This window comes from Pyrodictium brockii, assembly GCF_055379715.1.
In genome coordinates this window covers 1,046,864-1,059,205 of record NZ_AP042401.1, presented here as the reverse complement: position 1 = coordinate 1,059,205, position 12,342 = coordinate 1,046,864, and the positions used below count along the sequence as shown (strand labels likewise).

Genomic DNA, 12,342 nt, shown 5'->3' with positions numbered 1-12,342 from the left:
GGCTCACACCCTCTTCTTGAGCGCGAGCGCCTCTAGCCTTATCACGCCCTCGGGCCGGTACATGAGCACGAGTATGAGTGCTGCGAGGGCTATAACCGGTGCATAGGCGGTGCTGAGCCCCAGGTACGTGTTGGCCAGGAAGCTCACCACCTGCTCAGCCAGGCCGAGTATTATCCCCGATATAATCGAGCCGTAGAACGTGAAGCCGCCCATCGTGGCGGCGGCGAATATCCAGAGGAGCATGAACCAGCCGGTCTCCGGGTCCACGTAGTAGTAGTAGGAGTAGATGAACCCCGAGAGCCCGGCGAGCCCGCCGCCTATGAGCCAGGCCAGTCTTCTCACATTGTATATGTTGATCCCGGAGACCCTGGCAAGCACGGGGTTGCTGGCAGTAGCCCTCATGGCCTTACCAGTCCTGGTGCGCGTGAAGAGCCAGTGGAGCGCCAGGGCGAGCACGGCAGCGGAGCCTATGGCGAGGAGGTGGCTCGTCTCAAGCGACACGATACCGCCCATTGTTGCGACCACGCTGCTCCGCTCCGGGAGAGCCACCTGGAGTAGCCCGGCGGTCGAGGCGGAAACAGCTAGCAGGGTGTAGCGGAGCACGAGGCTCACACCTATGCTCGCGACCAGCAGGTGGAGGGGGGTGGCACCCCTCCTCCAGAGCGGCTTGAAGGCGGCCTCGTCGCTCACCAGCGCCGCGAGCGCCCCGACGGCCAGGGCCGCAGCCAGCCCTGCTAGGAGGCCCGCCGCGCCGGCGCCGGAGGCTGCTGCGGCCAGGTAGGCGGCGTAGGCCCCGTAGGTGACGTACTCCGCGTAGGCGAAATTAGGCACCTTGGCGACCCTGAATATGAGGGTGAGGCCGAGCCCCATTAGCCCGTAGAGGCTGCCGGCGCGGAGCCCGTCAATAACCGCGCCGAGGAGCCCGTAGAGGATGGCCGAGCCAGCCAACCAGGACCACCCCTAGCCATGGTGTATGCCTAGGAAGAGCTCCTGGAGGTCGCGGCGGGAGAGTATCTCGCGCCCCGTGCCCTCGGCGGCTACCCTGCCGGCTACGAGCACATAGCCCCGGTCCGCCAGCTCCAGGGCACGGCGGGCATGCTGCTCCACTATGAGTATCGACGCGCCCGCCTCCTCCCTTATCTCTCTCAGCGAGTTGAGCAGCTCTATCGCCACCTTCGGCGCCAGGCCCGCAGTGGGCTCGTCGAGGAGAAGCAGCCTGGGCCTTGTCATGAGGGCGCGGCCCACGGCCAGCATCTGGCGTTGCCCCCCGCTGAGGGCTCCTGCCAGCGTTTTACGGAGCCCCCTGAGCACGGGGAATATGTTGAAGACCATCTCCATCGCCTCCCTCACCTTCTCCTCGTCCTGGACGAGGTAGGCCCCCATCTCCAGGTTCTCTTCCACAGTCAGGTCGGGGAATACGTTATTCGTCTGGGGAACGTAGCCCATGCCCAGCCTGGTCTTAGCCTCGGGGGCCAGCCAGGTGACATCACGGCCCTCAAAGAGGACCTGGCCCCCGAACACCCTGGCGACCCCGTAGATGGTCTTCAGCAGCGTGCTCTTGCCGCTACCGTTGGGGCCCACGAGCGCCACTATCTCCCCTCGATCCACGTAGATGCTGACGCCCTGGACTATGACCATCTTCCCATAGCCGCCCTCGAGATCGCGGGTAGCTAGCACCGTCGAGCCTGCCAAAGCAACCAACCCCCTAGACCGAGCCTAGGTAGGCGTCGAGCACGCGCGGGTCCTCGGCCACCTTCTCCGGCGGCCCCTCGGTGAGGACGCGGCCCTCGTGCATGACTATGACGCGTTCTACGTGGTTGAAGAGCACCTCGAGCCTATGCTCTATAACGAATATTGTCAAGCCCTCCCGGTTGAGCCTCTCGAGTACCTTGAACAGGTCCTGGGCCAGCCTAGGCGCTACGCCGGCGGTCGGCTCGTCGAGGAGGAGGACGCGGGCCTCACCCATCAACGCCCTCGATATATCTGTAAGCTTCATCTGGCCGCCGCTAAGCTCCGAGGCGCGGTTAAGCGCCACCCTAGCCAGCGAGAGGCGGTGCAGCACATCCACAACCCGCTTAGCCAGGCTACTACGCTCCCAGCTCAGCCACTCGCTCCTCCTCAGCAGCGCTGCAAGAGGGCCGGAGCCCTTCCTATCACGTGCAGCCGTGGCGTCATTCTCCACAACGGTCATCCTGTGCCAGAGGCGGGGCACCTGGAAGCCCCGGACCAGGCCCAGCCGGTAGAGCTCATGGGGCGGGAGCCCGGTGACTTTCTCGCCGTAGAGGTATACGTCGCCCTTATCCGGGCGATAAATCCCCGAGATCACGTTGAAGAGCGTGGTCTTACCGCTGCCATTGGGCCCTATCAGCCCGACAAACTCACCATCCCGGATGGATATAGAGACGCCGTCCAGCGCTCGGATACCGCCGAACCGTTTGTGGAGATCAACGGTCCTGAGCGCCTCGACACCCGCCAACTCCGTGGTACCTCCCAGGGACTGCTATGCCACGAGCCCCCCTTGCAGCGACGCAAAACCCCGGGGGAGCCGCCGGGGGCTCCTCCGGGGGATCACAGCATGAGCCCAGGCAGGGGGCGGAGCACCGGGGGGATGTAAGAGGGCTCAGCCGGAGCCAGGGGCGGTGGGGATCCGTGGACACGCACCAGTATCGGTGTAAATAAGGGTTTCCCGTCACGGGCGCTAAGCTGACGAGCAAGACGCTGGGAAGAAAGGGAAGGCCTAAAGAGACAATTGGCTGGCAGGTGGAAAAAGGCCTGCCGGGAGCCTTCAAGCCGTGGGCTTCTGATACCACTCAGCGCTGTCGGTGGAGCCGTGCCAGACACCTATCTCCACGAACTTGCCGTCCTTCACGGCGAGTATCGAGTAGTCTGCTAGGGCCGCGTCACCGTTCTTGTCCAGCATCTTGTGGCCCGTAGCGCCCATGAAGTGGAACGCCACGGTCGGCAGTACCGCCTTGATAGCCCTGCCGTCGTACGTGCCCGCTGTCAGCACGCTAAGCATGGCTATCCATGTAGCGTCGTAGGTGTAGTAGGCGTAGGTGGTTGGCGCCTCACCGTACTTCTGCTTATACAGCTCCTCGAAGTGCTTGGCCACCGGGTTCTTCGGTATGGCGGGCGCCGTTGCTATGAAGTGCACCCCCTCCAGGAACTTCGCTATCTCGGGCTTCTCGAGGAACGTCTTGCGGGCCATGCTGTCGGAGCCGAACCACTGCACCCGGCTCAGTATCGGCGTCTTGGCGGCCTGCTCCAGTATCTTCGTGCCATCGTTGTCGAATGCTATTATCAGTACGGCGGTATGCTCATCGGCGCCGAACTGCTCCACCTTGACTGCGAGCTGGTTGACCTCGTTGGTTAGATCGGGCTTATCGGGCTGGTAGAGTATCTCCTCCACTGTGCCGCCGAGCTTCTCGAAGGTCTGCTTCACCAGCTCTGCGAGGCCGCGGCCGTAGTCATCGTTGCGAGCTATTATTACCAGCTTCGTGTAGCCCAGGCTGTGTATCAGCTTGGCTAGCACGGGGCCCTGGACGACATCGGGTGGTGCTACGCGGAACACGTAGTCATCGGGGAAGGCGGCGGCCTTACCAGTGCTACTGGGGCTTATTACCACTATGTGGAGCTGGTTGGCTATCGGCATCACTGCCCTGGTCTCGCTCGTGGATAGGGGGCCTACGACTATCTGTATACCCTCGCTGGCGAACCTCTTTATCACGTTCACGGCCTCCTGGGGGTCAGCCTTGGTGTCCTCGTGTATTGGCCTGAACCTGTAGGGTGAGCCGGCCTGCTCCAGGAGCTTGTTCATCTCCTCTATCGCCAGCAGGGCTGCCTTGAGCCTCCTGGGGCCGTCCACCGCGTAGCCGCCGCTAACAGCTATGGCGAGGCCTATGGGGATCTCCTTGGGGAGGCCCTTAGCGGTGCCGGTGGCCTGCATAGTGCTCGTCGTGTGCGTCACAGTGGCCGTGGTGGTGGGCTGCGCCGGCTGCGTTGCAGTCTGTGTTACAGTAGCAGCCGGTGCTGGTGACGGTGTTCCTGTGGACGGATGCCCGCCCGATGTGGCTGCCAGGTAGGCCGCGATGGCCACTATTATTACAGCTATTGCTATACCCGCTACACGTGCACCCGTGCCGGCCACGACGGAGCACCCCTGCCCGGGAAGGGCTCTCTACGGCTCTCCTGCGGCCCAGCCCCCGGCTCCAGGCCGGCAGCAGACCCGGGGCGTAGAGGACCGGGAACGCGCCTGGAGCCAGGGCTAGGCCGTATTGGGGCTAAGACCGCGCGGATGAAGGCAGCAACTAGTTCGGTATAAAATATTTTTGTTAATAATCAAAATTGATCAAACGTGCGCCGGGACCAGGCCTAGAGGCGCGGGGCGCTAGCGAGCGGCGGCCGCTAGGCTGTCTAGGAAGCGGAGCCTCTTGGGCACCGGCGGGTGGTCGCTGAGCACCTCCTCCGCGGGGTTCACAGGCTCGCGCTTGAGGCTCTCAACCACCTCGTCTATGTCGCCGGCGAGGCCCCCGGCCCAGCCGCTGTAGAAGGGGCTGGCAGCGGCGTCCAGGAGAGCGTATATGAATAGTGCCTTGAGGCTGCTCTTCTCCACCATCTCCCGGGCGCCGCCCCCGCGGTAGTAGAGGTGGAGCCTTGCCAGCGCCCTCTGCATCGGCCTCACGCCAGCCACCGAGGCGCCGTGGGAGTCGGCGTAGTACTCGCGGAGCCTGCTGAAGGCGAGCACGGCCACCTGCATGACGAAGCTGAGCGCCACGCCCAGTACCCCTAGGAGGGCTAGGTAGAGGCCGCTCCCGCCCTCCTCCCTGTCCCTGCCGCCGGCGGCGCCGGCCCAGAGCCCGGCGCGTATAAGCCAGACCCCAAGGTAGTATAGGATGCTCGGCACGAGGCCGAGCAGCATTATGACCACCGTGTCCCGGTGCCGGTGGTGGCCCAGCTCGTGGCCCACCACGGCCAGCAGCTCGTCGCGGGGCAGCATCTCGTATAGGCTCCTGGTGACCGCCACGTAGCGGCCCGAGAGGAAGTTGCCGTATGCAAAGGCGTTAGGCGGCCCCTCCACCAGCACGGCCTTCGGGGGCTTCATCCCGGCCCGGGCGGCCGCCTCGTCGACTATCTCCTGCAGCTCGGGGCTAGGCCTGGCGTCGTAGGCCATGTTTATCATGTACGGCGCCGCGAGGTAGCTGAGCAGGTTGGCCGCGAGTATGAAGGCTACCAGCCAGCCGAGGGGCAGCGGGTAGCCGGCGCTGGCGGCGGCGTAGTAGAGCCCGTAGGAGGCTAGGACGCCTCCACCGAGGATGAGCAGGGCTGTAAGCAGCATCGCTGTGTAGAGGCTCAGCCTCCCCGAGAGGCTCGCCGCAACCCTAGGCGCCACCTTGATGGCCAGCAGCTGCAGCACCAGGAACCCGGCTATATAGGCCAGGGTTAGCGCGAGCATGGTAACGGGGTCGTAGAACCAGAACAGCCACACCATGCCCCAAGCACCCTGCCGAGGAAGCCTAGCACCCCTGTACAGGGAAACCCCTCCCTTCACGCCCCTTATTCGTATTCGTATTCCAGCCTGGCCCGCGGCCCCGGCTCTTATACCTTGCCCCGGGGGCGCTGCAGCCTGCCTCCAGCAGCCAAGGAGAGGGTGCCGGCGGCTACAGCGGCGGCCGCCGCGGCCGTGTAGGCAGCGGCGTAGCCCGCGCTCCCGGCGAGCCCGGAGAGTGCGAACACCCCGAGAGCCCCACCCACATCGAAGCCCAGGGTGTAGAGGCTCGCAGCCCTGTTCCCAGCGCCGCGGGGAGCGGAGATGCTGACCAGTATCTGCTCCCCGGGTATCGAGGTGCCGGAGCCGAAGCCCTGGAGGGCGGCCGCCAGGTAGGCGGTTGGCGGCTCGGGGCGGCTGGCCAGCAGGGAGAGGCCTAGCGCCTCGAGCGCGAAGCCCATGGCTAGCATCCTCCGGGGCCCTAGCTTGGCGTAGACCCTGCTCGAGAGCCCCCGGGCAGCCAGCCCGGAGGCGGCCAGGATGCTCTGGAACGCCCCCGACGCAGAGGCCCCGTAGCCCAGGTCGCGGAGGCTCATCTGGGAGAGGGACTGGACTGCGAAGAACCCCATGCCGTCGACGACGGCGAGCGCCACCGCCAGCGCCACGACCGGGGTCAGTGCGTCCCGCAGCCCGGGAGAGGGGCCGCCGAACACTGGCCTGGAGGACATACGCACCCATGCGGCCGCTGCCGCGGCTGAAGCACCGGCAGCCGCTGAGAGAAGGAAGGCAGCCCGGCTGCCGGCGTGGTCCGCCACCACGCCCGCCAGCATGGGCCCCAGCACCATGGCGGCCGAGACGGCTACAGCCCGGAGCGAGATAGCCCTCACAGCCATCTCACCCCCCAGCGCAGCCGCAGCGGCTATCGAGGGCGCCACGAAGAAGGCGAGCGCGGCGCCCTGCAGCCCCCGGGCGGCGGCCAGGGCTGCGGCACCCGCGGCAGCAGCCGCGAGGAGCCCGGCAGCCGCTGCTACCGCTGCGCCCGCTACAAGGAAGAGCCGGCTGCCAACCCGGTCGGCCGCGATGCCCACCGGGATACGGAGGATGGCCGCCACGAGAGGCGCCACAGCATATACCTGCCCCGAGACGGCGACGCCGGCACCCAGGTCCCTCATGTACCTCGACACTATGGAGCCGAGCGACGAGATAGAGGTGAAGAATAGCAGCACCGCCACTAGCAGAGCATAGAGCCCAGCCACCCCTAGCAGCCCGGGGCGGCGGAGCAGCCCCGCCGCCCCGAGTTAACTATGCGTTAGAGAGAGGCCTAGCAGAGGGGCTCCGTGGGAGAGGATGGGGCGCTGGAAAGAGCCCCAGGGGCGTCACGCGTAGCTGGCCAGGGCCTTGATCTCCTCAAGCGCCCTCCTCTCGAGGCCCTTCTTCTTGCCCAGCGTGATAGCTATATGCATGGGCAAGTAGAGGCTGATACCTATCAGCACCATGCCAAGCCCGCTGGGGTCGGGCGATATAATGGCGCCGACTATCATAGAGCCCAGGAGGATGTACTTCAGCGTATCCTTATTTATCATCTCGGGGTCGATTATGCCGTAGGCTAGCAGCAGGTATACAACCAGCGGCAGCTCGAAGAGCAGGCCGAAGGCCACAGCAAGCTTCAGCGTAAAGTCCACGGTATCACTAATATTGACGGTTATTATCAAGCCGTAGCTAGGCGGCACGAAGAACGGGTACATCTTAAGCATCATAGTTATTATCAGAGGGGCCACGATGTAAATCGCGAATACCACGCCGAATATGAAGGCAGCCACAAAGAGGGCTACGAACTTCCTGGCAAACGCCTTCTCGTGGGGGTATAGAGCAGGCTCCACATAAGCCCATATCTCTCTGGCAGCTACCGGCGCAGCACCTATAGCCCCGAGAAGCATGGCCGAGTACATTATAATGTCTATCGACTCGAACGTGTGAGACGGTATTATAGTAACATTATAGACCTTGCCGTCGAACGCCTTTATCTGGCTTGGAACAGCGTGAGAGAATATGATGACGGGGAGCCTGCTAATGAGCGGAACGTAGAGGCTGCCGCCATGGCCGCCGGCCGGCAGGGCAGAGAAGACCGCAGCCGACACTATGAACGCTATCACTATCCTCCGCAGCCTAACAGCGAGCTCCTCCAGGTGCTCCCATATAGTAGCCTCCCTATCGCCCGGCGGCCTCGGCTCGGCCAAAGCCCCATCAAGCCTCGGTAGGCTGAGTTAACCCCGGATCCCTGGCTATAACATGTACCTCATCAGCGCGACGCCCGGCAGGGCAAGGGGGGCAAAGATGTCAACCGGCACCGAGGACCCCGGGAGTAGCGGCTGTCGGGCAGCTGCTCTGCCGAAGCTGCCTCGGAGCCTGGCTTGAGCCTGCTTGGATGCTACTGTGCCGTGGCCTCCTCCGTCTTTATCTCGTCTAGTAGTCCTTTCTTCTTCGCCTCCGCTACTATCTCCTCTATCAGCTTGCCCCTATCCTTCTTATCAGCATCCTTCACGCCAAGCCTCTCAGCAAGCCTCCTAAGAGTCTCATCGTCGATACTGGCTAGGCTCTTCTCCGCCTTCCTGGACTTCTTCTCTCCTCCTGAATCCTCAATGACCCCCTGACTCGCCTTACGGAACTCGTGTATTGCCTGGCCGAGGCCGCGGGCAAGCTGGGGCAGCTTGCTGGGCCCGAAGATCAACAGTATAACCAGGAGGATAATCACCCACTCCATGCCCTGGAACTGGGAGAACATATTCTGATCACTTCCCCCGCTCTGCCTGGGAAGTTGATGTAGATTTACATGTTATTATGGCTTTCGCCTCAAGTCTACACGCTTCACTTAGACAGTTCACTTAGCAACTTATCTATGGGCCGCTAGCCATTCATTGCCATGCTTAACACATGAAATCTAACATATGTTAATCATTCAAACTATTTATAATCTTCGGATAGAATGTACTATGGATATTATCGGAAGATCTGATCAACGCGGGGGATAACCATAGAGACCCGGCTGGGGGAGGCGGGCAACACCATTCTCCAGAGGCTGCCTGGCATAGGCAACGTAGGTGGTAGTAAGGAAGTATGGGGGGTTGAGGCGTACTCACGGCTTATAGCAATGGTTGTTGTGGGCCTTGAGGATGCAATAGGCGTCAGAGCCTCCGGGGGCTTCGCCAACCTGCTCGCAAGGGAGATCATGAACACCTACCAGCCGCCCGGAGGCAGTCTTCAGGACGCCTTCGAGTGGCTTAACCGGAACACTGTGTTCAGGCTGGACACCTACCGTGCCGGCGGCCGCCTAGTACGGGATGAGGAGGGCTCCAAGGCGTTCTACCTGATAGCACGTGAGTGCCCTGTGAGGCAAATACTCTACCTCGAGGACCTGCCTGCGGGAAGGAGCCTCTGCCGGATCATGTGCAGCTATCTTGAGAGGCTGCTCGCCGGCCGGCTGGGCGGCCGCTACCGCGTGGAGCCGGTGAGGGCCGGGCCCAACGCATGCCTCCTCCGTGGCGTTGTCCTCTCCGGCAGCCCGCCTCCAGATGACCTGGAGGTTAGGAGCAGCCCGCCCAGCAGGGATGAGTACCTGAGACTGCTACACGAGATGCTCTCCACCATGCTTCATGGGCTGGCCCGGGCGCTCTACATGACGCTCGCCGGTAACCCGGCGATGAGCTATAGGGCTGGGAAGAGCTACGGCCGTCAGGTTGGCGCCGCGATCCTCGCCGAGGGCTATGAGGCCTCCAGCCTCGGCGAGGCGGTGGAGATTATGAACCAGGGCCTCCATGGTATGGTTAGGGTGCGGCTTGAGGGTGAGAGGCTCGTTCTCGAGAAGAGCGTCTTCCACAAGATAGTTGAGAGGGAGAAAATCGAGCACCCAGAGTTCATACATAGGACTGTCCAGGGCTTCATTGCAGGCGTCCTCGAGATCCTTCTAGGCCGTAGGATAGAGCTCCGCTCCACCGGCGAGGAGAGGGTATACCAGGTGATGCAGCTGTGAGCAGGGGGAAGCTGAGCCTCGCCGTGGTACCCCTCACGGGCTGCGGCGGCTGCGAGGTGCAGGTGCTCCGGGCGCTGGCGCTGCACCCAGACCTGCAGGAGCGCTACGAGGTGATATACTGGCCCATGGTTCTCGAGGAGACCAGGCTGCCCAGCGAGATAGACGTGACTATAGTAGAGGGGCTGGTGAGGACCAGGGAGAACCTGGAGATGCTGCGTGAGGCTAGGCTCCGGAGCCGCAGGCTCATAGCCCTTGGGAGCTGCGCAGCCTGGGGAGGCATAGTGGGTAACGCGGACTCCTTCAACCCGTGGCTCAGCATGAAGGCGATATATGGGAGGGAGAGGCTGGAGGAGAGCAGCGAGCTACTGCCACGTGTCTTCGCGGTCGCCGACCTGGTGCCGGTTGACTATGTGATATCCAGGTGCCCACCCCCGATAGAGCATATAGTCGTGACCCTCCGCGCCATAGCCGAGGGCAAGAGTGTCAAGGCGGTAGACAGCACTGTCTGCAGTCAGTGCCCCCGCAAGATGAAGCCCATAGAGAAGCTCGAGTTCAAGCCAGGGCTCCCCGGCCCCGACGCGGACACCGAGACGTGCTTCCTCAGCCAGGGCTATCTCTGCCTAGGCCCTGTGACCAGCGTAGGCTGCGGAGCACCTTGCCCCAGGCATGGTATACCGTGCTTCGGCTGCGGCGGCCCCCACCAGGAGATAGCGCAGAGGCGCGACATGGATATTGTGACCGCGCTCGCCAGGAAGATCGCTACGCTCGCAGGCCTCGACCCGGTTAGGGACCTAGACAAGGTGGTTAAGAAGCTGCTGGAGGTTTACGGGCCCCGCCGCTTCTACGTATTCACCTTCGGCTCCCAGGTGCTGCGCAACAAGCCCCACGGCTACGCCGTCCAGGCACTGGCCTCCTCTAGACAGGACCCTGTTTTCCTCAAGAGGCTCGAGGAGCGGATCCGGTTTGTGAACCCTAAGCCGAGTGAAAGAGGGGAGGAGAGCCTTGGTGGATCAGGTTGAGAGGAAGAGCGAGGAGCGGAGGAGGAAGCTGCGTAAGCTGCTCGTAACACTGATAGAGGGCCACGCGTACGTGGTCTTTAAGACCGGTGAAGACGGCCGGGTAGAGGATGTGCTGTTTGAGGGAGTAGATACAAGAATGTTCGAGACAATGTGGATAGGTATGTCTATAGACGAGCTGCCTAGGGTAACCCCGATGATCTGCGGCGTGTGCAGCGCCACCCATCACGTGGCTAGCGTGAAGGCGCTCGACGGGGTCCGGAAGGCGGAGGCTCCGGAGGATGCCTGGAGGATAAGGTACATGATAAACTATGGTATACACCTCAACAACCAGGTGCTGCACCCGCTGGTCTTCGGCCTCCCCGACTTCCTGCCGCCCGACGAGGAGGGCAAGCGGAGCGTGATGGCGCTGTCGAAGAGGTACCCGGAGGCCGTGCGCGCGGGCGTGATGCTAGCCGAGCTGGGCCATAGGGTTGTAGCGGTCTATGGCGGTAGAGACATACACCCGATTAACGCTATAGCTGGGGGTGTGGCGCGGAAGCCCCCAAGCGCGGAGATAGATAGGCTGAAGAGCCTCTTCGCCAAGCACCGCGGCGATCTAGAGGTATTCGTGAAGACTGCTATCAAGATAATGGAGGATGCCAAGCATAAGATTGGGGAATACAAGCCCGGGTTCAACTACATGCTGGCCCTGGCCGGTGAGAACAGGGAGTATGACATCGTTAATGGGAGGGTGAGGCTTCTCGACGCCAGGACGGGCTCAGTTGTGGCGGAGTTCGGCGACCGCACTACAGAGTATCTCGACTACCTCTACGAGTACAGCGTGCCCTACAGCTACATAAGAATGGTGACCACTAAGTGGAAGGCTAGGAGCCCAAGGGAGGGCACGATACACACCAGCGCCCTCGCCCGCGCCAACCTCGTGAAGAGCTATGGGGTCGAGTGGGCCGACGAGCTGAGGGATAGGCTGTTCGAGGAGTGGGGGCGGCCGGTAACCCTGCCCCTCCTAGCCACCTACCTTCGCGTGGTCGAGACGGTGGCCCTCTACGAGATCATAGAGAGGGAGCTCGAGAAGCCGCTCGGCGACAAGATATACAGGGAGCCGGAGAGGGATACCGGAGAGGGCGTTGGGATCATAGAGGCGCCCCGCGGCACTCTGATACACCACTACCGCGGCGAGGAGGGCAGGACGGCGTTCGTCAACATAATAACACCGACGGCCATAAACGCTGCCGCCATCGAGGCGGACCTCCGCGACTACTTCGTTGGAGAGAAGCTCGACGAGATGAGGGACCGCGATGTCTACGCAAGCGCTGTAGCGATAGCCAGGAGCTATGACCCCTGCATGGCGTGCGCCACCCATACGGCTCACGGCAGCCCACCGCTCCGCATAGTAGTGGCCGACGAGAACTGGAAACCCTTACGCGTCATAAAACCGGGGTAGGAGCGGGCTGGAGAAGCCGGGGGCGAGCCTCCATGGCGGAGGCCAGGGTGAGGATAAGGATACTGACGGACAGGTGCAAGCAGTGCCTCAACTGCGTGAGGGCCTGCACAGCGTTTGATGGCGTCTACGAGGAGGGCCCCGACGGCTACCCGGTAGTGGCTAGGCCGGAGGAGTGCGTGGAGTGCCTCATCTGCCACACGGTGTGCCCAACCAACGCTATAGTGCACGAGAACTACCGGGAGACGGTTATAATAAACCCGGACGAGGCGATGGCAGAGCGCTACCGGAACATGGTATAACCCTTTCTCCAGCCCGGTGTGTTAGCCGCTACGGGGCCTTGTGGGGCCTTAGAGGCGCTCTAGTCGAACAG

The 12,342-nt window shown here is 62.8% G+C and carries 12 protein-coding genes; 4 read left to right on the top strand and 8 right to left on the bottom strand.

Annotation, left to right across the window (positions count from 1 at the left end; genetic code table 11):
* Positions 1–3: 3 nt before the first annotated feature.
* The 8 genes from ACZ42Y_RS05785 to tatA form a co-directional block, all read right to left on the bottom strand.
* Positions 4–948, bottom strand: a complete 945-nt coding sequence (locus ACZ42Y_RS05785) for a branched-chain amino acid ABC transporter permease (RefSeq protein WP_464735261.1) — start codon at positions 946–948, stop codon at positions 4–6.
* A gap of 12 nt (positions 949–960) precedes the next feature.
* Positions 961–1,692, bottom strand: a complete 732-nt coding sequence (locus tag ACZ42Y_RS05780) for an ABC transporter ATP-binding protein (RefSeq protein ID WP_464735260.1) — start codon at positions 1,690–1,692, stop codon at positions 961–963.
* A 13-nt stretch (positions 1,693–1,705) separates the two neighbouring features.
* On the bottom strand, positions 1,706–2,476 hold the full coding sequence (locus ACZ42Y_RS05775; protein ID WP_058370869.1) for an ABC transporter ATP-binding protein: 771 nt from the start codon (positions 2,474–2,476) through the stop codon (positions 1,706–1,708).
* A 309-nt stretch (positions 2,477–2,785) separates the two neighbouring features.
* Positions 2,786–4,147: an ABC transporter substrate-binding protein gene (locus ACZ42Y_RS05770; protein ID WP_464735259.1), complete on the bottom strand. Its 1,362-nt coding sequence runs from the start codon at positions 4,145–4,147 to the stop codon at positions 2,786–2,788.
* A 240-nt stretch (positions 4,148–4,387) separates the two neighbouring features.
* A complete protein-coding gene (locus ACZ42Y_RS05765; protein ID WP_464735258.1) occupies positions 4,388–5,488 on the bottom strand; it encodes a zinc metalloprotease HtpX in 1,101 nt (366 codons plus the stop codon).
* A gap of 107 nt (positions 5,489–5,595) precedes the next feature.
* Positions 5,596–6,741: an MFS transporter gene (locus tag ACZ42Y_RS05760; RefSeq protein ID WP_464735257.1), complete on the bottom strand. Its 1,146-nt coding sequence runs from the start codon at positions 6,739–6,741 to the stop codon at positions 5,596–5,598.
* A 120-nt stretch (positions 6,742–6,861) separates the two neighbouring features.
* Complete coding sequence (tatC, locus tag ACZ42Y_RS05755) at positions 6,862–7,722, bottom strand: twin-arginine translocase subunit TatC (protein ID WP_058370873.1); 861 nt, start codon at positions 7,720–7,722, stop codon at positions 6,862–6,864.
* A gap of 191 nt (positions 7,723–7,913) precedes the next feature.
* Complete coding sequence (gene tatA, locus ACZ42Y_RS05750; protein WP_058370874.1) at positions 7,914–8,267, bottom strand: twin-arginine translocase TatA/TatE family subunit; 354 nt, start codon at positions 8,265–8,267, stop codon at positions 7,914–7,916.
* 366 nt (positions 8,268–8,633) lie between these two features.
* On the opposite strand from tatA, the gene ACZ42Y_RS05745 reads away from it, so the two are divergent.
* From ACZ42Y_RS05745 to ACZ42Y_RS05730, 4 genes are read left to right on the top strand one after another with little or no spacing between them, the layout of a single operon-like run.
* Positions 8,634–9,512 carry a hypothetical protein gene (locus ACZ42Y_RS05745; RefSeq protein WP_058370875.1) on the top strand — a complete coding sequence of 293 codons (879 nt, stop codon included), beginning with the start codon at positions 8,634–8,636 and terminating at the stop codon, positions 9,510–9,512.
* On the top strand, positions 9,509–10,531 hold the full coding sequence (locus ACZ42Y_RS05740) for an NADH-quinone oxidoreductase subunit B family protein (protein ID WP_058370876.1): 1,023 nt from the start codon (positions 9,509–9,511) through the stop codon (positions 10,529–10,531). Before ACZ42Y_RS05745 ends, ACZ42Y_RS05740 begins: the two co-directional genes overlap by 4 nt.
* Entirely contained in the window at positions 10,518–11,972 is a 1,455-nt protein-coding gene (locus ACZ42Y_RS05735; protein ID WP_236698199.1) for a Ni/Fe hydrogenase subunit alpha, read from the top strand. The genes ACZ42Y_RS05740 and ACZ42Y_RS05735 overlap by 14 nt, the downstream gene beginning before the upstream one ends.
* Before the next feature lie 32 nt (positions 11,973–12,004).
* Complete coding sequence (locus ACZ42Y_RS05730; protein WP_058370878.1) at positions 12,005–12,271, top strand: 4Fe-4S dicluster domain-containing protein; 267 nt, start codon at positions 12,005–12,007, stop codon at positions 12,269–12,271.
* The last annotated feature ends 71 nt before the right edge of the window (positions 12,272–12,342 follow it).